Here is a 23,029-nt window from a genome sequence, read left to right as displayed (position 1 = left end):
TGCCATGTCTTCATCCCGTCCGGTCTTTCGCACCAGTCTGTTGCCCTATCTTCTGGTACTGCCGCAACTGCTGATTACCGCCATCTTCTTTCTCTGGCCTGCGGGTGAAGCGCTGTGGTACTCGCTGCAAAGCCTCGATCCCTTTGGCATCTCCAGCAGCTTTGTCGGGCTGGAAAACTTCAGACGGCTATTTGCCGATCCTTACTATCTGGATTCCTTCTGGACCACGATAAAATTCAGTGGCATGGTCACGGTGTTTGGCATGGTCTTCTCGCTGCTGCTGGCGGCGCTGGTGGATTATGTGGTGCGACTCCGCCGCCTCTATCTGACCCTGCTGCTGCTGCCTTACGCCGTTGCGCCGGTGGTGGCTGCTGTGCTGTGGATGTTTCTGTTTAACCCTGGCCTGGGCCTGTTCAGCTACCTGCTGAACCACGTCGGCTACAACTGGAACTTCGCGCAGAACAGCGGTCAGGCGATGTTCCTGGTGGTGCTGGCGTCGATCTGGCAGCAGATGAGCTACAACTTCCTGTTTTTCTTTGCCGCACTGCAGTCTATCCCTAAATCGCTGGTGGAAGCCGCTGCCATCGACGGTGCCGGACCGGTGCGTCGCTTCTTCAATCTCTCGCTGCCGCTGATCACACCAGTCAGCTTCTTCCTGCTGGTGGTGAACCTGATCTACGCCTTCTTCGATACCTTCCCGGTGATCGATGCCGCAACCGGCGGCGGGCCGGTGCAGGCGACCACCACGCTGATCTACAAAATCTATCGCGAAGGCTTTACCGGTCTGGATCTCTCCTCTTCCGCGGCGCAGTCGGTGGTGCTGATGTTGCTGGTGATCGGGCTGACGGTGCTTCAGTTCCGCTTTGTTGAACGTAAGGTGCAATACCAATGATTGAGAATCGACGCGGGCTGGATATCTTCAGCCACATCGTGCTGGTGCTGGGCGTGCTCACTATCCTCTTTCCGCTCTATGTCGCCTTTGTGGCGGCAACGCTGGATAACGAGGCGGTCTATCAGGTGCCGATGACCCTGGTGCCCGGCACGCACCTGTGGGAGAACATCTCGCGCATCTGGACGCAGGGCGTCAACGGCAGCGGACCAGCGTTTGGCCTCATGCTGCTCAACAGCATGATCATGGCGCTGGGTATCACCTTCGGCAAAATTACCGTCTCAATGCTGTCGGCGTTTGCGCTGGTCTGGTTTCGCTTTCCGCTGCGCACGCTCTTTTTCTGGCTGATCTTCATCACCCTGATGTTGCCGGTTGAAGTGCGTATCTTCCCCACGGTGCAGGTGATAGCCGACCTTAATATGCTCGACAGCTACAGCGGATTAACCCTGCCGCTGATGGCGTCGGCCACCGCGACTTTCCTGTTCCGTCAGTTTTTTATGTCGCTGCCGGATGAGCTGGTAGAAGCGGCGCGTATCGACGGTGCCAGCGCAATGCGCTTCTTTATCGACATTGTCCTGCCGCTGTCGAAAACCAATCTGGCGGCGCTGTTTGTCATCACCTTTATCTACGGCTGGAACCAGTATCTCTGGCCGCTGCTGATCATCAATGACGCCAGCCTCGGCACAGCGGTGGCGGGGATCAAAAGTATGATCTCCACCAGTGGATCGCCGACCCAGTGGAATGAAGTGATGGCGGCAATGTTATTAACCCTGATCCCGCCGCTGGTGGTGGTGTTAGTCATGCAGCGTGCCTTTGTGCGCGGTCTGGTTGAGAGTGAGAAATAAGATGGCAGGCGTAACCCTTCAGGCAGTAACCAAGTCCTACGATGGCAAAAATCAGATCATTCAGCCGCTGAACGTCACCATCAATGACGGCGAGTTTATGGTGATGGTGGGGCCATCCGGCTGCGGTAAATCGACGCTGCTGCGCATGGTAGCCGGACTGGAGCGCGTCAGCTCCGGTGATATCTACATCGACAACCGGCGCGTCACTCAGGAAGAGCCAAAAGATCGCGGCATTGCGATGGTGTTCCAGAATTACGCGCTTTATCCCCACATGTCGGTGGAGGAGAACATGGCCTATGGCCTGAAAATCCGCGGCATGGGCAAAGAGCAGATTCGCCAGCGGGTGCTGGACGCAGCGCGCAGCCTGGAACTGGATCACCTGCTGATGCGTCGGCCTCGCGAACTCTCGGGCGGTCAGCGCCAGCGCGTGGCGATGGGTCGCGCCATCGTACGTGAACCGGCGGTGTTTCTGTTCGATGAGCCGCTGTCGAATCTTGATGCCCGCCTGCGGGTGCAGATGCGGCTGGAGCTGCAGCAGCTGCACCGCCGCTTACAGACCACCAGTCTCTATGTGACGCACGATCAGGTCGAGGCGATGACGCTGGCACAGCGGGTGATGGTGATGAACAAAGGCGTGGTCGAGCAGCTTGGCACGCCGGTCGACGTATATGAACGTCCGGCCAGCCAGTTTGTGGCCTCGTTTATCGGTGCGCCCGCCATGAACCTGCTGAAAGGACAGTTCAGCAGTGACGGCTCGCGCTTCCAGCTTGATGCCTCACACGCGCTGCCACTCAGCGACACAAAAGCGAAATGGGCTAACCGCCCGGTGGTGCTGGGCATCCGGCCAGAGCATATTCAACTCAGTAGCCGCGAGCAGGGCGGCGTGCCTTTGCGGGTCGATACACTGGAGATGCTGGGTGCCGATAATCTGGCACATGGTCGCATCGGGGAGACGCCACTGGTGGTACGCTTAGCCCACAGCGAACGGCCGCAGCCAGGCAGTACGCTGTGGCTGCATCTGCCGTCAGATGCGTTACACTTCTTCGATTCAACCCATGGAAAGCGTCTGGAATGAGCACACAACACTGGCCTTATCCCCGCATCGTCGCTCATCGCGGCGGCGGTAAACTGGCACCGGAAAATACCCTGGCAGCCATCGACACGGGTGCGAAATATGGCCATCAAATGATTGAGTTTGATGCCAAATTATCAATGGATGCCCAAATCTTCCTGCTGCATGACGACACACTGGATCGCACCAGCAACGGCTGGGGCGTGGCAGGTCAGTTGCCCTGGGAGAAGCTGTCGCAGCTCGATGCAGGCAGCTGGTTTGACAAGGCGTTTACCGGCGAGAAGCTGGCGCGGCTGGATGAGGTGGCAGCACGCTGCCGTCAGCATCAGATGATGGCAAACATCGAAATCAAACCGACCACCGGCAGTGATGCCGAAACCGGACGTGCGGTGGCGCAGGCAGCCGCAATCCTGTGGCAGGGACAGACCGCGCCGTTGCTCTCTTCATTCTCGTTTGAGGCGCTGGAGGCAGCAATGCAGGCCGAACCACAACTGCCGCGTGGTCTGTTGTCGCACAGCTGGGATCCCGAGTGGCAGGCAAAAACAACAGCGCTGGCCTGCGTCTCGATCCATCTGAATCACAAGGTGCTGACCGCTGAGCGGGTCGCCGAACTGAAAGCGGCCGGACTGAAAATTCTGGTTTATACCGTGAACAACCCGGATCGGGCGCGGGAATTGCTGAAATGGGGCGTCGATGCCATCTGTACTGACAGCATCGACATCATTGGCCCCGATTTTCATTAGTTCTGGTTTTGATTCTGCTGGCCCGGCTGCGAGGTAATAACCCGCTGCTGGGCGCTATTTCGCTGTTCCTGCATTTTGCGCTGCATATCCTGCGTCTGACGCTGCTGATCCTGGCGCAGCTTCAGCTGCTGCTGCTGCTGATCGGTCTGCATCTGCGACTGCATCCGCTGCTGGCTCGGGTTATAGCCCGGTTTATTGGGATCATTGGTGCTGTTGAGCGTGTTCGCCTGGCTGGCGAATGGCAGCAGGGCCGCTAAAACAATTATCCACTTTTTCATCACTCCTCCTTCCGTAAACGCGACAGGGTTTTGGGTGCACAATCGCGCACCCCGATATCAGGGTCGCATCCATAAGTTTACCCGATATCACAGACCTTACTTTCAGATGTATTCCTGATTTGACTTAACCCCGGTTATTTTGCTGTATTTGTAGAGACTTGCAGAAATGATAAAAAAATGTAAATAACTATACGGGATGGTGGCAGGATGAAAATGCAGCAAACAGTGCGTCAGCTTAGCTGGTCGCTGGTGATGAGTTTCACCGTGGTGGCAGGGGCGAACGCCGCACCCACTCAGGCACCGCCGGTCTCTTACGGCGTGGACAGTGACACCTTTCATCCGGTAAAAGCGCAGCACGGCATGGTGGCGTCGGTGGATGCGATGGCAACCCAGGTCGGCGTGGAGATCCTGCGTCAGGGCGGGAATGCAGTGGATGCCGCGGTCGCTGTGGGCTTTGCGCTGGCTGTGACCCATCCGCAGGCAGGCAATCTGGGCGGCGGCGGGTTTATGCTGCTGCGCACCGCATCGGGACGCGCGACGGCTATTGATTTCCGTGAAATGGCACCGGGCCACGCGTCGCGCGATATGTTCCTGGATAAGCAGGGTAATGCCGACAGTAAGCTGTCGCTGACATCACATCTTGCCTCAGGTACGCCGGGCACTGTGGCCGGACTGGCGCTGGCTGCGCAGAAATATGGCACCCTGCCGCTGAGCACTCTGCTGGCACCGGCGATCAAACTGGCGCGTGACGGTATTCCGGTCAATGACGCACTGGCGGATGACCTGAAAACCTACGGCAAAGAGGTCCTGATTACCCATCCCAACAGCAAAGCGATCTTCTATAAACCGGACGGCACGCCGTGGCAGAAGGGTGACCGGCTGGTGCAGAAGAACCTGGCGCACAGCCTGCAATTGATTGCCCGTCAGGGACCGGATGCCTTTTACAAAGGTGAAATTGCAGATGAGATTGCCGTAGAGATGGCGCAACACGGCGGCCTGATCAACAAAGCTGACCTGGCAGCCTATCGCGCGGTCGAGCGTAAGCCCGTCAGCGGGACATACCGTGGCTATGAAGTCTTCTCAATGCCGCCTCCCTCATCCGGTGGTATCCATATCGTGCAGATTCTGAATATCCTGGAGAACTTCGATCTGGCGAAGATGGGCTTTGGCAGTGCTGACGCCATGCAGGTGATGGCTGAAGCGGAAAAATATGCCTACGCGGACCGCTCGGAATATCTCGGCGATCCCGATTTCGTGAAGGTGCCGTGGCAGGCGCTGACCAGTAAAGCCTATGCTAAAAGCCTGGCGCAGCAGATCGATGTGGCGAAGGCGCGGCCTTCCAGTGAGATCAAACCCGGCAAGCTCGAACCTTATGAAAGCAATCAGACGACCCATTTCTCGGTGGTCGACAAGCAGGGAAATGCGGTTGCGGTGACTTACACGCTGAACACCTATTTCGGCAGCGGAATTGTGGCGGGCAAAAGCGGCATCCTGATGAATAACGAGATGGATGACTTCTCTGCCAAGCCAGGCACGCCCAATGTCTACGGACTGGTGGGCGGTGAGGCGAATGCGGTGCAACCGGCGAAGCGTCCGTTGTCATCGATGTCACCGACCATCGTCGCCAAAGGCGGCAAAACCTGGCTGGTCACCGGCAGTCCTGGCGGCAGCCGCATTATCACTACGGTGTTGCAGATGGTGGTAAATAGTATCGATTTCGGGATGAATGTGGCGGAAGCCACTAATGCGCCGCGCTTCCATCATCAGTGGCTGCCGGACCAGCTGCGGGTGGAGAAGGGCTTCAGTCCCGATACGCTGCGTCTGCTGGAAGCCAAAGGTCAGCATGTGAAGGTGCTGCCGTCGATGGGCAGTACACAGAGCATCATGATCGGGCCGGATGGCATGCTGTATGGCGCGTCTGATCCGCGTAGCATTGATGATTTGAGTGCGGGTTATTAATTTCCAGGACTGCTGACAAACCTAAACCCAGGTGAATCTGACAGCAATAAATAAGCTCAATGTGCAGGGAACTGGGTCAGAAGAGGAAAGCGTCCCGCGGCAGGACGGCGCGGGCCGAGCGTGTCATGGATGACAGCTTTTGCGTCTTTCCGATCTGACCCTGTTTCCTGCGCAGGCGCTAACTGACAGCGAATCCTGGCAGGTTTATCAGCATAAAGGGCACCTTCGGTGCCCTTTATGCTTCCAATCGTCAGGCTTTAACCCGCGCCATATAATGCGCGTCGATCAGTTCACCGTGTCGCATAGCGAAGCCTTTAGCCGTTCCCTCAATCTCAAAACCGAAACGCTGATAAAGGGCGATGGCCGGGCCATTATCGACAAACACCGTCAGCTCCATCCGGCTCACCTGCAGCCAGTTGTCGCACAACGAGACCATTTCACGCATCAGCGCCGTGCCGACGCCGCGCTGCCGGTAGCGATCATCCACGCCCATCCCTAAAGAGGCAGTGTGACGGCGTCTGGCGCGATCTTCTGTGTGCAGCGCACACTGACCAACAACCTCTTCGTCGATACAGGCGACCAGCAGATGCGCATTGGGCTGTGGCGTAGCGAGACGGGTATGCCACATCTGCAGGGATGCGTGAGGCAGATGCAATGTGCTGGCCTGAGTATCTGGCTGACCATAAATCCTGTGCAGCGCAGCGGCATCTTCTGGCGTAACGTGGCGGATAACGATGTCACTCATGTGCTCTCCTTTTGCCGATAAAAACCCTTTAAACATCAAGGTATTCACCACAATAATCAAGCGAAAAAAACGTGAAAAGAGCTTTACAGATACGAATGATAATGATTATTATTGTCATGCGTTCCCGGGCAGTCATCGACAGTCTGAGAAAGCACGACATTGCTCACATTGCTTCCAGTATTATTTAGCCAGCTTATCCGCTGGCTTTTTTTTGCCTGCCACTCACTGACTGGCAAAGAGAGGCGGTAAGCTCACTCATCATTTGGTTTTAAGCCGGTAATATGAGCCTGACCGACAGCGGAACAGGTTTCCCTTTTCGCCCCTTTTCAGACATAGCCATAATTCAATAAAAATAAAGCCTGAAGGTTATATTTCATCGCTTACGTTGTTAATAAATAACTTACTTTGATGCAGGTGCTGTTATTTTAAAATTATCTTCTTTATTTGCCGGCGGGTTTACTCAATAATTTATTCTGTATATCCCGCAATGAGATATTGCTATGCGTTTTAATACTCTTTCCGATGGCGCAATAATTGCTGAATTGTGCTGCAGAATTAAAGAAACCCGTATGCAGCTTGGGATCTCTCAGATTGAACTGGCTGAACGTGCACGCGTTGGTACGGCCACCATTAAACGGGCAGAGTTAGGTGAGTCCGTTACGCTGAGCACCTTAATAGGAATATTGCGGGGTCTTGGACGGTTGCATCAGCTGGAGTCCATTTTGTCCGATTCTCATATGCGAACCTTTAATGCGCAGTTTACCGACTCGCCACCTGCACGTATTCGCATCCGAAAAAAACAGCGCAGCCAGTCACCGGCGGCGAATAACACTGAAGCTGTTGCTGAGCAGTCTGTCAGCGCAACGATAAATGAGTGGTACACCTCCTCTGAAATGCGGAGTATGGTCTGGTCCAGTCTGCCCCGCGAAAACGAATCAAAATAATCCTGCTCAAAGCCCATCTTCAGCAAAACCGGAGCAATGAAGAAACCGCCAGCCTCACAGCCAGCGGTTTTCAGATCGTTACGATTCACATATCGCCACTTTGATCGCCAGACCGCCGCGGGCGGTTTCACGGTATTTGGCGTTCATGTCTTTGCCGGTTTCAAACATGGTTTCGATAATCTTATCCAGTGACACTTTGGGATCGCTGGTGCGGTACATCGCCATACTGGTTGAGTTAATGGCTTTGACGGCAGCAATCGCATTCCGCTCAATACAGGGCACCTGAACCTGACCCGCAACGGGATCGCAGGTCAGACCCAGATTATGCTCCATGCCAATTTCAGCGGCGATGCAGACTTTCTCCGCATCGGCCCCCAGCAGTTCAGCCAGACCCGCCGCCGCCATGGAACAGGCCACGCCGACCTCTCCCTGACAGCCGACTTCAGCGCCAGAAATTGACGCATTCATCTTATAAAGAATGCCGATTGCGCCTGCTGTGAGGAAATAGCGCATATAGAGTTCAGGCGTTACCGGCTTGATGAAGCGATCATAATAAGCCAGTACCGCCGGAATAATCCCGCATGCGCCATTGGTGGGTGCGGTGACCACACGTCCTCCAGCGGCATTCTCTTCACTCACTGCCATCGCGAACATATTCACCCAATCCATGGCACTCAGGGGATTAATGGACTGGCTCAGTGGCGCCAGGATGCGATGCAGGGAAGATGCCCGCCGTGGCACCTTCAGCGGACCGGGTAAGACGCCCTCAGTGCTGATGCCACGTGTTATCGCATTGCGCATGGTTTGCCACAGTTGTGCCATGTTCTCTTCGACCTCACGGCGACCATGACGCGCTATCTCGTTCTTCATCATGACGGCCGAAACCGAAAGGTTATTGCTATGGCAATGCGCCAGCAGGTTACGGGCGGAATAGAAGGGGAAGGGAATATCGATTTCGCTATCCAGGCTTTTACCAAAATCGTCTTCGGTGACAATAAAGCCGCCTCCGACAGAATAATAGGTCTGGGTGTAAACGCTTTTTCCATCACAAAAGGCGGTTATGCTCATGCCATTTTCATGTAACGGCAGAAACTCGCTGTGAAAGCGTATGCACTCTGCCACCGGGAAGGCAATCTCCCGGTGCCCTTCTTCGATACGTAACTGTTGCTGCGTATTCACGTCGCGAATGATGGCGGGGATCTGATCGATATTTACCGTGTCAGGCAGATAACCACTCAGGCCGAGAATAATCGCAATATCTGTATGGTGGCCTTTTCCCGTCAGGGAAAGAGAGCCATAAATATCCACGACCAGCCGGCTCACACTATCCAGCAGGCCTTTTTCCTTTAGCGTATCAACAAAATGTTTACCCGCTTTCATGGGGCCCACCGTATGCGAACTGGATGGCCCGATGCTGATTTTAAAAATATCGAAAACGCTAATCATGATTCACCCATGCGGATTGCAATATGAAAGAGGCGCTGACCAGTATGGCAAGCGACGGCATCAGTTAAGTAAAGAAAAGGCGATGGCGGAGATAGCAATCAGGCCAATGATGACGACGAAAAGATTGCTCAAATGACCGCTATATTTACGCATCGCCGGGACTTTATTAATGGCGTACATCGGCATCAGGAACAGGATCATGGCGATAACCGGTCCGCCCAGGGTTTCAATCATGCCCAGAATGCTGGGGTTTAGGGTGGCGACAATCCAGGTGGTGATCAGCATAAAAAGGGCGGTGATGCGGTTCAGTTTATTGATTTCTATCGACTTGCCTTTGCTGCGAAGCGATTTGATCACCATGCCATTGAAACCTTCACGCGCCCCCAGATAGTGGCCGAGAAAAGATTTGGTGATCGCGATAATTGCGATGATGGGGGCCATCCAGGCAATTAACGGCGCGTTAAAATGGTTAGCGAGGTAGGAAAGGATAGAAATATTCTGCGCCTTTGCCTCCGCCAGGTGTTCCGGAGAGAGACTCAGCACACAACTGAAAACGAAAAACATGACGGTGAGCACCATCATGATATGAGCACAGGCCAGAATGCGTGAACATTTTGACGCCGCCTGATCGCCGTACTCCTGACGCTTGGCTACTGCAAATGATGAAATAATGGGAGAATGATTAAAGGAGAAGACCATGACGGGAATAGCCAGCCATAGTGTGAGCCATAATCCGCTACCGGTCGTTTCAGAACCCCTCATCGAGAGCGTATCCAGAATAGCGCCGTTCCATTGTGGAATCAGATACAGCGCGAGCAGCATCAGTGCGGCCACGAACGGAAACACCAGAATACTCATCGCCTTCACGATAGCTTTTTCGCCGAAGCGTACGATAGCCATCATGCCGACAATAAGAATGAAAGCCAGTACCGCACGCGGCGGCGATATCAGATGAAGCTGGTGGGTGAGAAAACTGTCGACGGTGTTGGTAATCGCGACGCTATACACCAGCAGGATAGGGTATATAGCAAAAAAGTAGAGCAGAGTGATGAGTTTTCCCGCGCCGATACCAAAATGTTCTTCCACCACTTCAGTAATATCTCCCCCCGGATTTTTGCCGGAAAGAACAAAACGGGTGAGCCCGCGATGGGCAAAGAATGTCATCGGAAAAGCCAGCACAGCCATAATGATTAACGGCAGCAAACCGCCAGTGCCTGCATTTATCGGCAAAAACAAAACGCCAGCACCAATTGCAGTTCCATATAATCCCAGCATCCAGACGGTATCACTTCTTCTCCAGCGTGGCGTTTCATCTGATATCAGCGTATTTTGAACGGCATCCATAATCGGGCTCCTGATAATAATTTAAAATAAAATGAATCGGAGGGTGTTTAAAACGAAAGGTTTTTATTTATCGGCTATTTTAGTAGGATTTATGAAGGCGGGTTATTTACGGCGATCACATTCTTTAATTTACAGGTGAAGTTTTAAGGCATCAAAAGTAATACCTTATTGACTCTATTTTTTAAGGTATCATTTTTAATGCGTTAATCACGTTGTGTGTGTCAAATCCAGAGGCTAAATTAGCCTGGGATGATGACACGGAAAATAAAGTAACCGCGGATTATCCGGCTTTCATTATTTTACGGGTTTATCAGATTAACCTTTATTTCAGGCTTTCCCTTAATATCTTTCATTCCTGCATCACCTCCTTTTCCTTCGATCTGTTTCAGTGAGAAGCCCGATTTTGTTCAACGAATTTGAACAGAGAAGTGAAGTTTTTCAGCTATCAATCATACCGCCTCGGGAACACACTATAAAAAACATTGAGGAGAATTAAACATGATCTATGTACGCAAAGCTGAAGAACGCGGTCACGCAAACCATGGCTGGCTGGATAGCTGGCATACCTTCTCTTTCGCCAGCTATCACGATGCGAACTTCATGGGTTTCTCCGCGCTGCGTGTCATCAATGAAGATGTGATCGATGGTGGTCAGGGGTTTGGCACCCATCCTCATAAAGATATGGAAATCCTGACCTACGTGCTTTCCGGTACCGTTGAGCATCAGGACAGCATGGGTAACAAAGAGCAGATCCCGGCAGGGGAGTTCCAGATCATGAGCGCCGGCACGGGTGTACGTCACTCTGAGTACAACGCCAGTGAAAGCGAGCCATTGCACCTTTATCAGATCTGGATCATTCCTGAGCGTACCGGCATTGAGCCACGCTACGATCAGCGCCGCTTCCCGGATGTTACAGGGCGTCAGCTGGTGTTAAGCCCGGATGCCCGTGAAGGGTCGCTGAAAGTTTATCAGGACATGACCTTATCGCGCTGGGTACTGGCTGCTGGTGAGCAGGACAATGTCGCCGTTGAGGCAGGACGTCGTATCTGGATTCAGGTGGTCAAAGGCAATGTGACTGTTAACGGTAACGCGGTGACAACCAGTGACGCCCTGGCGATCTGGGACGAAAGCGCGCTGACGATTGAAGCCAGCACGGCTGCAGAAGTCCTGCTGTTTGATCTGCCACCGGTCTAAGCAGATTACGGGCGCGCATCATCGCGCCCGGTTGGCAATTTTGTGACAGAAAAGTGATAGACTCATCGTACTTTAGCTTTCAGGGCGATCCCAGGCGCTACGATGAAGAAGAAAAGACCGGTATTACAGGACGTTGCCGATCGCGTCGGCATTACTAAAATGACCGTCAGCCGTTACCTGCGTAATCCTGAGCAGGTCTCTGTTGCCCTGCGGGACAAGATTGCAGTGGCACTGGATGAGCTGGGTTATATCCCCAATCGCGCCCCCGATATGCTTTCTAACGCCACCAGTCGCGCCATTGGCGTGCTGCTGCCGTCACTCACCAACCAGGTTTTCGCCGACGTATTGCGCGGCATTGAAGCCGTCACCGACGAAGCGAACTATCAGACGCTGGTCGCCCACTTTGGTTACAACCCGCAAAAAGAGGAGCGGCAACTGCGCTCGCTGCTGGGCTGGAACATCGATGGCGTGATTCTCACCGAACGTACCCATACGCCAGGCACGCTGCGCATGCTGGAAGTGGCCGGTATTCCGGTGATAGAGATGATGGACAGCGTCACACCCTGCCTGGATATGGCCGTCGGCTTTGATAACGTTGAAGCAGCCCGGCAGATGACGCGGACTATCCTGAGTAAAGGCCATCGTCACACTGTCTACCTCGGCGCACGCCTTGATGAACGTACGTTGCAGAAGCAGCAGGGTTATGAAATCGCCATGCGCGAAGCGGGACTGACGCCACGCAGCGTGATGATGGAAGAGGCTTCTTCATTCAGCGCCGGTGGCGATCTGCTGCGTGAGGCGCAGCGTCTTTATCCTGAAACGGATAGCCTGTTCTGTACCAATGACGATCTGGCGGTCGGGGCGATGTTTGAGTGCCAGCGGCAGGGATTACAGGTGCCCTCGCAGATGGCCATTGCCGGTTTCCACGGCCATGACATCAGCCAGGTGGTGACGCCACAACTGGCGACCGTGCTCACGCCACGTGACCGCATGGGGCGTGAAGCGGCGACGCGGCTACTGGCGCGCATTGCCGGTGAAAGCAGCGATAATCGGCTGCTGGATGTCGGTTTTGAAATCAGTGAAGGTGGCAGCATCTGATTGTGGCGTTTTTATGAGTCAGCTCACACTTTCATGCTTTTCCTGGTAAAAAGGTTGCCAGGCTGTTAACCGGCCAGGAGAATGAGAAACGACATTGTTATCGGTAACATTGGCAAATTCTCACCTGCCGGAGCAGAAAAATGACAACGCAATCCCCGTCACATCACGTCTTCATCCTGATGGGCGTTTCAGGCAGCGGAAAGTCTGCCGTCGCCAACCAGGTTTCTCACCAGCTCAACACGGCCTTTCTTGACGGTGATTTTCTCCACCCGCGTGCCAACATCCTGAAAATGGCCGATGGTCATCCACTGGATGACAGCGATCGTCAGCCGTGGTTACAGGCGCTGAACGATGCCGCGTTTGCCATGCAGCGCACCCAGGCGATCTCTATCATTGTCTGTTCAGCCCTGAAGAAAAGTTATCGCGACATTCTGCGTCAGGGAAATGACAACCTGCGTTTTGTTTACCTGAAAGGCGATTTCGACACTATCGAAGCCCGTCTGAAAGCGCGTAAAGGCCACTTCTTCAAGCCGCAGATGCTGGTAACTCAGTTTGCCACGCTGGAAGAGCCAGGCAGCGATGAGTCGGATGTACTGGTGGTGGATATCGCGCATTCACTGGACGATGTGGTGGCAGCTACGGTTGCCACTATCCAGGACGCTATCAGCCAGGGTTAGAGATGAATACCGCAACACTCGTTTTGACCGCAGCAGGCTCTGTCCTGCTGCTGCTTTTTCTGGTGATGAAGGCGCGCATGCACGCTTTTGTCGCGCTGATGTTAGTCTCCATTGGTGCCGGACTTTTCTCCGGCATGCCACTCAACAAAATCGCGGAAACCATGCAAAAGGGGATGGGCGGCACGCTCGGCTTCCTTGCCATTGTGGTTGCGCTGGGCGCGATGTTCGGCAAAATCCTGCATGAAACCGGCGCCGTCGATCAGATTGCCATCCGGATGCTGAAAACCTTTGGTCAGAGTCGTGCCCATTATGCGATGGGCATTGCCGGTCTGATCTGCGCGCTGCCGCTCTTCTTTGAAGTTGCCGTGGTGCTGCTGATCAGCATTGCGTTTGCGGTGGCGCGGCGTACCGGCGGCAATCTGGTGAAACTGGTGATCCCGCTGTTTGCGGGCGTTGCGGCATCGGCGGCCTTCCTGCTGCCCGGACCGGCCCCGATGCTGCTGGCCTCGCAGATGCACGCGGACTTTGGCTGGATGATCCTGCTGGGTCTGTGTGCGGCGATTCCCGGCATGCTGATTGCCGGACCACTGTTTGGCAACTTTATCGGCAACCACGTCACGTTCAGCGCGCCGCCGGAAGATCATCAGCCGGATGTTGATGAGAGCAAGCTGCCGTCATTTGGTTTCAGCCTCTCACTGATCCTCTTCCCGCTGGTGCTGGTTGGCCTGAAAACCATCGGCGCACGCTTCACAACCGAAGGCACCACGCTGTATGAATGGCTGGAATTTATCGGCCATCCTTTCACTGCGATCCTGCTGGCGCTGCTGGTGGCGATTTATGGCCTGGCTTACCGTCAGGGTATGGATAAAGAGCGGGTGATGCAGGTGTGTGGCAGCGCGCTGCAACCGGCCGGGATTATCCTGCTGGTGATTGGCGCGGGCGGTGTGTTTAAGCAGGTACTGGTGGATTCTGGCGTCGGTCCGGTGCTGGGCAATGCGCTGACCGGCGCAGGACTGCCGATTGCGCTGGCCTGCTTTATCCTGTCGGGCGCGGTGCGGGTTATTCAGGGGTCGGCGACGGTCGCCTGTCTGACCACCGTCGGGCTAATCATGCCGGTGATTGAACCGCTGCACTACAGCGGTGCTCAGCTGGCAGCGCTGTCGATCTGCATCGGCGGTGGCTCAATCATTATCAGCCATGTGAACGATGCCGGCTTCTGGCTGTTTGGCCGCTTCACCGGGGCCAGCGAAGCGGAAACGCTGAAGACCTGGACGCTGATGGAGACCATTCTTGGCACTGTTGGCGCGGTGGTCGGGATGATTGCTTTCGAACTGCTTTCCTGACCAACCTGACGGGCTAACTGCCCGTCAGTTTTTTTCCCGCGAGCGGGGGAAGAGTAAAAAAGGGAACAGCAGATAAGGCGCTACTACCAAAAGGACAATGACGCCGGATGAATAGCCAGCGTCATTTATTCTTCTCACCCCGCAGGAAAAAACAGGCAAAATAAACAGCAGCAGCGCGATTAAGCCAATTTCATGCAATGGCCCGGTAAACCATTGCAGATAACTGCAGAACCAGGCCAGCTGGAACAGCAGGAAAATAAAATAGCTCGTCCTGCCTTCACGCCCTTGATAATTAAAGGTGCGCAAAAAACAGCTTTTGATGATCTGCAGCAGACTGTTCATGCCCATTTTCTTCTTATCAGAGCAAAAAGAACCAGCGTGATGGCGGCGGCAGATAAGTAAACCCAGGCAAAATCAGTAACGTCAACCTGCATCAGCTGCGCGTCATTCAGCGCCGCTTTCTGGCCCGGGAAGGATAGTACGGTCAGGCCCAACCTCATTACATTTCCCCCGCGTTTTCAGACGCTGCATCTAATTTTCGATACTGCCTGCCATGGATATCTCTTTTTGCGGCATTATATAAATATTATTATTCATTTCAATGCCGTAACGTTGTGATAAGCCGGCTGAATGAAGGCGGCAGCCTGCTCGCCTGCCAGGATAAAAGGACACAGGTGCGCTTACAACTTCAGATAAGCCCGAATGCCATCCAGGAACATCTGGGTGGCCAGCATAATCAGTATCAATCCCATCAGCCGCTCCAGCGCATTCACGCCTTTATCACCCAGCAGACGCAGGAACAGTCCTGACATCAGCAGAATGCCGACCGTCACGCCCCAGGCGATCAACAGCGCACCGACCAGATGCGACATCTGATGTGGATACTGATGCGATAGCAGCATCAGCGTTGCCAGCAGCGATGGCCCGGCGACCAGCGGAATCGCCAGCGGTACCAGGAATGGCTCTTCACCCGCCGGTAAGCCTGAACTGCTGCTTTCCGCCGACGGAAAAATCATTTTGATGGCGATCAGAAACAGAATGATCCCGCCAGAAATCGATACCGTTTCGGTGCGCAGATTTAAAAATGCCAGAATGCGTTCGCCGGTAAACAGGAACAGCAGCATGATGATCAGGGCAATCAGCATTTCACGGATTAGCACAACCCGCCGCCTTTTCGGCTCCAGATGCTTTAAAACCGACATAAAAATCGGCAGATTGCCCAGCGGATCCATAATTAACAACAATAATATTGTCGCCGAAATCATTTCAGTCATCGGTTTTACGCCATGTTGTTCGCGAAAAAGCAGAGTTATTAGTTACGCTGCTGAAAAAGTTAGCGTAATCGAATTAATTCACTTGCTACCCGGCCTGCATTTTGTAGAGTGAGGGGACACAGGTAAATCTTATTATTACGCAGAGCGGCGTGAAAATAGCACGCCGCTCTCTCCTCTGAAATGAAAAGCAGGTGTAACTGCCTTAGACGGACACGACATGAAGAATGTAGGTTTTGTTGGTTGGCGCGGCATGGTCGGCTCAGTGCTGATGTCCCGCATGAGTGAAGAGCGTGATTTTGATGCAATCAATCCGGTCTTCTTCTCGACGTCGCAGCATGGTCAGGCGGCACCCGCGTTTGCGGGCAAACAGCAGGGCACACTGCAGGATGCGTTTGATATTGAGGCGCTGCGCGCGCTGGATATCATTATTACCTGCCAGGGTGGCGACTACACCAGTGACGTCTATCCTAAGCTGCGCGCCAGCGGCTGGCAGGGATACTGGATTGATGCGGCCTCCACGCTGCGCATGAAAGAGGATGCCATCATCATCCTCGATCCGGTTAACCACGCGGTTATTCGTGACGGCATCGACCGTGGCATCAAAACCTTTGTTGGCGGTAACTGTACCGTCAGCCTGATGCTGATGTCACTGGGCGGTTTGTTTGCTCAGGATCTGGTTGAGTGGGCCTCAGTTGCCACCTATCAGGCAGCCTCGGGTGGCGGTGCGCGCCACATGCGCGAATTGCTGACCCAGATGGGCATGCTGCACGATCACGTTGCGCCTGCATTGCAGAACCCGGCTTCCGCCATTCTCGACATTGAGCGTAGCGTGACCGACTTCACCCGTTCCGGCACGTTACCGACCGACAACTTCGGCGTACCGCTGGCGGGCAGCCTGATTCCGTGGATTGATAAGCAGCTGGACAACGGCCAGAGCCGCGAAGAGTGGAAAGGCCAGGCAGAGACCAACAAAATCCTTGCCACCTCTAAAGTCATCCCGGTTGATGGCTTGTGCGTACGTGTCGGTGCGCTGCGCTGTCACAGCCAGGCCTTTACGCTGAAACTGAAACGCGACCTGCCGCTGGCGGAAATCGAACAGCTGCTGGCCTCTCACAATGAGTGGGTCAAGGTGGTGCCAAATGACCGTGAGCTGACGATGCGTGAACTGACGCCTGCCGCTGTCACCGGCACGCTCACCACACCCGTTGGCCGGTTACGGAAACTCAACATGGGGCCGGAATATCTCTCGGCCTTCACGGTGGGCGACCAGTTGTTATGGGGCGCAGCCGAACCGCTACGTCGCATGCTGCGGTTGTTAATCAGCTAAACAGAAATAGCACCAAAGGCCGGATTTACCCGGCCTTTTTTGTTTTTGTCGTATGCAAAACAACCTGCCGTTTCGCTTACTCAGTGATCAGCTTCCCTTTTTTGCCAGCCGTTAAAGAATATTTTGCTTAAGTCCATGGCAACTGCCGTGACCAAGCTATGATTTAACCATGATGTGCCACAGGTAACCCTTGTGCTTTCCGGATTAAATGGTTGTGGTACGCGACAAAAACACTTTTCCCATGGAATGGCCTGACTGCTTTGTCGTTGTACGTATGGCTCAATGAAGAGCAGCGCAGGTGAAGCGCGACAGGCTATGTTGCGTTCATTTCGGCTGCCAATTATCACAGGAAGAAAGTCATGTCAGAGCTTCCCGATCGCGATGCGATCAATGCCCTGTTTGCGGGTAATTATGCCGACCCTTTTTCGTTACTAGGGATGCACCGAACTCAGCAAGGCCTTGAGGTCAGGGCATTGCTCCCCGAAGCGCTTGAAGTGTGGGTCATTGAAACCTCCACCGGGCGCAAACTGGCTCAGCTGGTGTGTGAAGATGCACGCGGCTTCTTCAGTGGCGTCATTCCACGCCGTAAAAATCCATTCCGTTATCAGCTGGCGGTCAACTGGCATGGTCAGCAAAACCTCGTCGATGATGCCTATCGTTTCGGCCCGCTGCTGCAGGAGATGGATCTGTGGCTGCTGGCGGAAGGGACGCACCTGCGCCCTTATGAGACGCTGGGCGCGCACGGCGACGTGATTGATGGCGTCTTCGGCACCCGTTTCTGCGTCTGGGCACCCAATGCCCGTCGCGTTTCCGTGGTTGGCGATTTCAACTTCTGGGATGGCCGCCGTCATCCGATGCGTCTGCGTCAGGAGTTAGGTATCTGGGAGCTGTTTGTGCCAGGTGCGGTTAATGGCCAGCTCTACAAATATGAAATTATCGATGCCAATGGTGAGCTGCGCATCAAAGCGGACCCGTACGCCTTTGAGGCACAGATGCGTCCGCAGACGGCGTCGATGATTTGTGGTCTGCCGGAGCCGGTTGAGATGAAAGAGGAGCGCAAGGCCGCCAACGCTTTCGACGCGCCCATCTCAATCTATGAAGTCCACCTGGGTTCCTGGCGTCGTCACACCGACAACAACTTCTGGCTGAGCTACAAAGAGCTGGCTGAACAGCTGGTGCCTTACGTTAAAGAGATGGGCTTTACCCATATCGAACTGCTGCCCGTTAACGAACATCCGTTTGACGGCAGCTGGGGCTATCAGCCGCTGGGCATGTATGCGCCGACCCGCCGTTTTGGTACGCGTGACGAGTTTCGCGCCTTCATTGACGCTGCCCATGAAGCGGGCCTCAACGTGCTGCTCGACTGGGTGCCAGGCCATTTCCCCAGCGATGATTTCGGTCTGGCGAAGTACGACGGAACAGAGCTCTATGAGCACAGCGATCCGCGTGAAGGCTTCCACCAGGACTGGAACACCCTGATCTACAACTTTGGCCGCCGCGAAGTGAGCAACTACCTGTCGGGTAATGCGCTCTACTGGACGGAGCGCTTTGGCATCGATGGCCTGCGTGTGGATGCGGTCGCGTCGATGATTTACCGCGACTACAGCCGCAGTGAAGGGGAGTGGGTGCCAAATCAGTACGGTGGCCGTGAGAACCTGGAAGCGATTGAGTTCCTGCGCTACACCAACCGCACGCTCGGCACGGTAGCATCCGGGTCGGTGACAATGGCTGAAGAGTCTACAGACTATCCTGGCGTGACGCGTCCAACTGAAGGTGGCGGGCTGGGCTTCTGGTTCAAATGGAATCTGGGCTGGATGCACGACACCCTCGACTACATGAAAGTCGATCCCATTTACCGCAAGCATCATCACAATTTGATGAGCTTCGGCATGATGTACAACTACACTGAAAACTTTGTGCTGCCGCTATCGCATGATGAAGTGGTGCACGGTAAACGCTCGATTCTGGATCGTATGCCGGGCGATGCCTGGCAGAAGTTCGCCAACCTGCGTGCCTACTACGGCTGGATGTGGGCCTTCCCGGGCAAAAAATTGCTGTTTATGGGCAATGAATTTGCCCAGGGCCGTGAGTGGAACCATGACGTCAGTCTCGACTGGCATTTGCTGGAAGGGGAGGATAACTGGCACAACGGCGTTCAGCGTCTGGTGCGTGATCTCAACCATACCTATCAATACTACACGCCGCTGCATCAGCTCGACTTCGATCCGGCAGGCTTTGAGTGGTTAGTGGTAGACGACGCAGAGCATTCCGTCTTCGCCTTTGTGCGCCGCGATCGTGAAGGCAACGAAGTGATCGTGGTCAGTAACTTTACGCCGGTGCCGCGCCCGGGTTATCGCTTTGGCGTCAACCAGCCGGGCTACTGGCGCGAGGTGCTGAATACCGACCAGCATGATTATCACGGCAGTGACGTGCGAAATCAGCGGGTACATACCGATGAGCAGGAGAGCCACGGACGACCGCAGTCGCTGAGTCTCAATCTGCCACCGCTGGCAACAGTATGGCTGGTGCGGGAGGCTGAATGACCATCACTGCCGGCGATCCCGAACCGCTGGGTGCCAGTTACGATGGCAAAGGCGTTAACTTCACCCTGTTCTCACAGCATGCAGAGCGCGTAGAGCTCTGCCTGTTTGATGAACAGGGCGCGGAACAGCGTCTTGACCTGCCTGGCCGCAGTGGGGATATCTGGCACGGTTATGTTCCGGCGTTAAAACCGGGACAGCGCTATGGCTACCGGGTGCATGGCCCCTGGGCGCCGCAGCAGGGACACCGTTTTAATCCGGCGAAGTTGCTGGTTGACCCCTGCGCCCGCGCCGTGGAAGGCGATGTGCCTGATGATCCGCTGTTTCATGGCGGTGAAGCGCAGCCCGATCCGCATGACAACGCGGCGATTGCGCCGAAGTCCCGGGTCGTCGCGGAGGATTTTGACTGGCAGGGCGATGTCGCACCACGTATCCCGTGGGGTAACACAGTGATTTATGAAGCCCACGTGCGCGGCCTGACGCAGCAGCATCCGGAAATTCCGGAAACGTTACGCGGGACTTACGCGGCGCTGGGTCATCCTGTTATGGTGAATTACCTGCGCGATCTGGGGATTACCACTCTTGAGCTGCTGCCGGTTGCCCATTTCGCCAGTGAACCGCGACTGCTGCAGCTTGGCCTGAGTAACTACTGGGGCTACAACCCCTTTGCACTTTGGGCGGTGGATCCCCGGTACGCCTCCGGTCAGCCGGGCGTAACGCCGCTTCAGGAGTTCCAGCAGGCGGTTAAAAACCTGCATGCTGCGGGTATCGAAGTGGTGCTGGATGTGGTGTTTAACCACACAGCCGAACTGGATGTGATTGGCCCGACGATTTCAATGCGCGGCATCGATAACGCCAGCTACTACTGGCTGGATGAGCAGGGTGAGTATCAGAACTGGACCGGCTGCGGCAACACACTGAATATCCACCATCCGCAGGTGATGACGTGGGCCCTGGAGGCGCTGCGCTACTGGGTGCGGGTCTGCCACGTCGACGGCTTCCGCTTTGACCTTGCGCCGGTGCTGGGCCGCACGCCCGATTACCAGCGTGATGCGCCCTTTTTTGACGCGATACGCGCCTGTCCGCTGCTCTCTCAGGTCAAGCTGATTGCGGAACCCTGGGATATCGGCCCTGACGGCTATCAGGTTGGCCGCTTTCCGCCACCGTTTGCCGAATGGAACGATAAGTTTCGCGACACCGCGCGTCAATACTGGCTCCATGGTGGCTTAAGCAATGGCGAGTTCGTTCGCCGCTTTGCCGCCTCCAGCGATCTCTACCAGCACGACGACCGGCCGCCACACGCCACGGTTAATCTCATCACCGCCCACGACGGCTTTACGCTGTGGGATGTGGTGAGCTTTGAACGTAAACACAATGAGGCGAACGGGGAAGATAACCGCGATGGCCATGGTGATAACTACAGTCACAACCACGGCAAAGAGGGGCTGAACGTCAGCTTTGACGTCATTGAACGCCGTCGCCGCAGCGTACGGGCACTGCTGACGACGCTGCTGCTGTCACAGGGCACGCCGATGCTGCTGGCAGGTGACGAGCGTGGCCACACCCAGCGCGGTAATAACAACGCTTACTGTCAGGACAACGCGCTGAGCTGGCTTGACTGGCAGGCGGATGAGAAAGGATTAGTCGGATTCACCGCAGCACTGATTGCTCTGCGCCAGCGCATTCCGGCGCTGACCGCAGATCGCTGGTGGCAGGACGGTGACGGCAATGTGCAGTGGCTCAATGCCGGTGGCCAGCCACTGCAACACGATGAATGGGCACAGGGAATGCACAGATTGCAGATCCTGCTGTCCGGCCGCTGGTTAATAACAATAAACGCCACGGATACGGTGAATGACATCGTGTTACCAGACGGAGAATGGCGTGCCCTTCCTCCTTTCGCCGGGGACGACAACCCCATCCTGTTAACTGTCTGGCATGGTCCCGCACACGGTGTGTGCGTGTTCCAAAAGCAATCATAAGGAGTCAGACATGGTTAAGTTAGATAGAACAGATCACCTGATGCTGGCCCGCCAGCTCCCTACACAGACGGTTGCTCTGATCCTCGCCGGCGGACGCGGCACGCGACTGGTCGATTTAACGGCTAAGCGTGCCAAACCTGCGGTGCATTTCGGCGGCAAGTTCCGCATTATCGACTTTGCCCTCTCCAACTGCGTTAACTCCGGTATCCGACGGATTGGCGTGATTACGCAGTATCAGTCCCATACCCTGACTCAGCATATCCAGCGTGGCTGGTCCATCTTCAATGAAGAGATGAATGAGTTTGTCGATTTGCTGCCAGCGCAGCAGCGCTTTTCGACCGAACAGTGGTATCGCGGTACGGCCGATGCCGTGACGCAAAACCTTGATGTGATTCGCCGCTATCAGGCGCAGTACATCGTGATCCTTGCCGGGGACCACATTTATAAGATGGATTATTCACGCATGCTGCTGGATCACGTGGTCAACGAGGCGAAATGTACCATTGCCTGTTTGCCCGTGCCGGTACATGAAGCCACGGCGTTTGGTGTGATGGCGGTGAACGAAGAGAACATGGTGATCGACTTCGTGGAAAAACCTGCGAAGCCGCCTACCATGCCAGGTGATGACACGCAGGCGCTGGCCAGCATGGGGATCTACGTTTTTAACGCGGACTATCTCTATGCGTTGCTGGAGGAAGATCTGCAGACGCCAGGCTCTAACCATGACTTTGGCAAAGATATTCTGCCGAAAATTGTGGCAAGTGGCGAAGGCTATGCACACTCTTTCGCGCTCTCCTGCGTTCAGAACGACGACAACGCGCCACCTTACTGGCGTGATGTCGGGACGCTGGAAGCCTACTGGCGCGCCAATCTCGACCTGGCATCGGTGATGCCGGAACTCGATATGTATGACGTCACCTGGCCGATTCGTACCCATATGGAGCCGCTGCCGCCAGCCAAATTTGTTCAGGATCGTTCCGGCAGTCACGGGATGACCATGAATTCATTGGTTTCAGGCGGCTGCATCATCTCCGGTTCGGTGGTGGTCAACTCGGTGCTGTTCCCACGGGTACGCGTTAACTCGTTTTGCAATATCGATTCAACTGTACTGCTGCCTGATGTGGTCGTTGGCCGATCGTGTCGTCTGCGTCGCTGCGTGATTGATCGCGCCTGCGAACTGCCGGAAGGCATGGTGATTGGCGAAAACCCCGATGAAGACAGTCGCCGGTTTCATCGTTCGGATGAAGGGATCGTACTGGTAACCCGCGCCATGCTGGCCAGACTGGCCAAAGCGGGGCTGTAAGCGATAAGCGGAACTTACGCAATCGG

At 55.0% G+C, this 23,029-nt stretch carries 21 protein-coding genes; 14 read left to right on the top strand and 7 right to left on the bottom strand.

Annotated features, from left to right (window positions below; all coding sequences use genetic code 11):
• The first annotated feature begins 4 nt into the window (after positions 1 to 4).
• From ugpA to ugpQ, 4 genes are read left to right on the top strand one after another with little or no spacing between them, the layout of a single operon-like run.
• Positions 5 to 892 (top strand): sn-glycerol-3-phosphate ABC transporter permease UgpA, encoded by an 888-nt coding sequence (gene ugpA, locus Q7C21_RS10435; protein WP_375150708.1) that lies wholly within the window; start codon positions 5 to 7, stop codon positions 890 to 892.
• Complete coding sequence (ugpE, locus tag Q7C21_RS10430; RefSeq protein WP_003852217.1) at positions 889 to 1,734, top strand: sn-glycerol-3-phosphate ABC transporter permease UgpE; 846 nt, start codon at positions 889 to 891, stop codon at positions 1,732 to 1,734. The genes ugpA and ugpE overlap by 4 nt, the downstream gene beginning before the upstream one ends.
• 1 nt (position 1,735) lies before the next feature.
• Positions 1,736 to 2,809 (top strand): sn-glycerol-3-phosphate import ATP-binding protein UgpC, encoded by a 1,074-nt coding sequence (locus Q7C21_RS10425; protein WP_003852219.1) that lies wholly within the window; start codon positions 1,736 to 1,738, stop codon positions 2,807 to 2,809.
• Entirely contained in the window at positions 2,806 to 3,549 is a 744-nt protein-coding gene (gene ugpQ / locus Q7C21_RS10420) for a glycerophosphodiester phosphodiesterase (RefSeq protein ID WP_003852221.1), read from the top strand. The genes Q7C21_RS10425 and ugpQ overlap by 4 nt, the downstream gene beginning before the upstream one ends.
• Here the strand turns inward: ugpQ and Q7C21_RS10415 are convergent.
• A complete protein-coding gene (locus Q7C21_RS10415) occupies positions 3,546 to 3,827 on the bottom strand; it encodes a DUF2756 domain-containing protein (RefSeq protein ID WP_003852222.1) in 282 nt (93 codons plus the stop codon). The genes ugpQ and Q7C21_RS10415 overlap by 4 nt on opposite strands.
• Positions 3,828 to 4,034: 207 nt before the next feature.
• On the opposite strand from Q7C21_RS10415, the gene ggt reads away from it, so the two are divergent.
• A complete protein-coding gene (gene ggt / locus Q7C21_RS10410) occupies positions 4,035 to 5,786 on the top strand; it encodes a gamma-glutamyltransferase (protein WP_375150707.1) in 1,752 nt (583 codons plus the stop codon).
• A 250-nt stretch (positions 5,787 to 6,036) separates the two neighbouring features.
• Here ggt and Q7C21_RS10405 read toward each other — a convergent pair whose 3' ends face one another.
• On the bottom strand, positions 6,037 to 6,531 hold the full coding sequence (locus tag Q7C21_RS10405; RefSeq protein WP_375150706.1) for a GNAT family N-acetyltransferase: 495 nt from the start codon (positions 6,529 to 6,531) through the stop codon (positions 6,037 to 6,039).
• A gap of 500 nt (positions 6,532 to 7,031) precedes the next feature.
• Between Q7C21_RS10405 and Q7C21_RS10400 the strand changes: the two genes are divergently transcribed.
• Positions 7,032 to 7,475 carry a helix-turn-helix transcriptional regulator gene (locus tag Q7C21_RS10400; protein WP_003853070.1) on the top strand — a complete coding sequence of 148 codons (444 nt, stop codon included), beginning with the start codon at positions 7,032 to 7,034 and terminating at the stop codon, positions 7,473 to 7,475.
• A gap of 78 nt (positions 7,476 to 7,553) precedes the next feature.
• On the opposite strand, the gene Q7C21_RS10395 is transcribed toward Q7C21_RS10400, so the two are convergent.
• Together Q7C21_RS10395 and Q7C21_RS10390 are read right to left on the bottom strand one after the other, a co-directional pair.
• On the bottom strand, positions 7,554 to 8,921 hold the full coding sequence (locus Q7C21_RS10395; protein ID WP_003853069.1) for an L-serine ammonia-lyase: 1,368 nt from the start codon (positions 8,919 to 8,921) through the stop codon (positions 7,554 to 7,556).
• A gap of 60 nt (positions 8,922 to 8,981) precedes the next feature.
• The gene (locus tag Q7C21_RS10390) at positions 8,982 to 10,265 is read right to left on the bottom strand and encodes an HAAAP family serine/threonine permease (RefSeq protein ID WP_003853066.1); all 1,284 of its coding nucleotides are present in this window, start codon (positions 10,263 to 10,265) and stop codon (positions 8,982 to 8,984) included.
• Between the two features lie 498 nt (positions 10,266 to 10,763).
• On the opposite strand from Q7C21_RS10390, the gene Q7C21_RS10385 reads away from it, so the two are divergent.
• From Q7C21_RS10385 to gntU, 4 genes are all read left to right on the top strand, one after another.
• Positions 10,764 to 11,459 (top strand): pirin family protein, encoded by a 696-nt coding sequence (locus Q7C21_RS10385; RefSeq protein WP_003853063.1) that lies wholly within the window; start codon positions 10,764 to 10,766, stop codon positions 11,457 to 11,459.
• Positions 11,460 to 11,561: 102 nt separating this feature from the next.
• Positions 11,562 to 12,557: a gluconate operon transcriptional repressor GntR gene (gntR, locus tag Q7C21_RS10380; protein ID WP_003853061.1), complete on the top strand. Its 996-nt coding sequence runs from the start codon at positions 11,562 to 11,564 to the stop codon at positions 12,555 to 12,557.
• 140 nt (positions 12,558 to 12,697) lie between these two features.
• On the top strand, positions 12,698 to 13,234 hold the full coding sequence (gntK, locus tag Q7C21_RS10375) for a gluconokinase (protein WP_003853059.1): 537 nt from the start codon (positions 12,698 to 12,700) through the stop codon (positions 13,232 to 13,234).
• Between the two features lie 2 nt (positions 13,235 to 13,236).
• Entirely contained in the window at positions 13,237 to 14,577 is a 1,341-nt protein-coding gene (gene gntU, locus Q7C21_RS10370; protein WP_008926287.1) for a gluconate transporter, read from the top strand.
• A gap of 24 nt (positions 14,578 to 14,601) precedes the next feature.
• On the opposite strand, the gene Q7C21_RS10365 is transcribed toward gntU, so the two are convergent.
• The 3 genes from Q7C21_RS10365 to Q7C21_RS10355 form a co-directional block, all read right to left on the bottom strand.
• Positions 14,602 to 14,919 (bottom strand): DUF805 domain-containing protein, encoded by a 318-nt coding sequence (locus Q7C21_RS10365; protein ID WP_003853056.1) that lies wholly within the window; start codon positions 14,917 to 14,919, stop codon positions 14,602 to 14,604.
• Positions 14,916 to 15,077, bottom strand: a complete 162-nt coding sequence (locus tag Q7C21_RS10360; protein WP_003853055.1) for a hypothetical protein — start codon at positions 15,075 to 15,077, stop codon at positions 14,916 to 14,918. The genes Q7C21_RS10365 and Q7C21_RS10360 overlap by 4 nt, the downstream gene beginning before the upstream one ends.
• A gap of 180 nt (positions 15,078 to 15,257) precedes the next feature.
• Positions 15,258 to 15,851, bottom strand: a complete 594-nt coding sequence (locus tag Q7C21_RS10355) for a YhgN family NAAT transporter (RefSeq protein ID WP_003853054.1) — start codon at positions 15,849 to 15,851, stop codon at positions 15,258 to 15,260.
• A gap of 217 nt (positions 15,852 to 16,068) precedes the next feature.
• Between Q7C21_RS10355 and asd the strand changes: the two genes are divergently transcribed.
• The 4 genes from asd (at position 16,069) to glgC (ending at position 23,003) form a co-directional block, all read left to right on the top strand.
• Positions 16,069 to 17,178 (top strand): aspartate-semialdehyde dehydrogenase, encoded by a 1,110-nt coding sequence (asd, locus tag Q7C21_RS10350; RefSeq protein WP_003853053.1) that lies wholly within the window; start codon positions 16,069 to 16,071, stop codon positions 17,176 to 17,178.
• A 359-nt stretch (positions 17,179 to 17,537) separates the two neighbouring features.
• Complete coding sequence (gene glgB, locus Q7C21_RS10345; protein WP_003853052.1) at positions 17,538 to 19,721, top strand: 1,4-alpha-glucan branching enzyme; 2,184 nt, start codon at positions 17,538 to 17,540, stop codon at positions 19,719 to 19,721.
• On the top strand, positions 19,718 to 21,700 hold the full coding sequence (glgX, locus tag Q7C21_RS10340) for a glycogen debranching protein GlgX (RefSeq protein ID WP_003853051.1): 1,983 nt from the start codon (positions 19,718 to 19,720) through the stop codon (positions 21,698 to 21,700). Before glgB ends, glgX begins: the two co-directional genes overlap by 4 nt.
• 10 nt (positions 21,701 to 21,710) lie before the next feature.
• Complete coding sequence (glgC, locus tag Q7C21_RS10335) at positions 21,711 to 23,003, top strand: glucose-1-phosphate adenylyltransferase (RefSeq protein ID WP_003853050.1); 1,293 nt, start codon at positions 21,711 to 21,713, stop codon at positions 23,001 to 23,003.
• Positions 23,004 to 23,029: the final 26 nt, after the last annotated feature.

Source organism: Pantoea sp. ANP04, assembly GCF_041982285.1.
Lineage (GTDB): Bacteria > Pseudomonadota > Gammaproteobacteria > Enterobacterales > Enterobacteriaceae > Pantoea > Pantoea eucalypti.
Note: the sequence above shows the minus strand (reverse complement) of the source record. Positions and strands in the feature narration are given on the sequence as shown.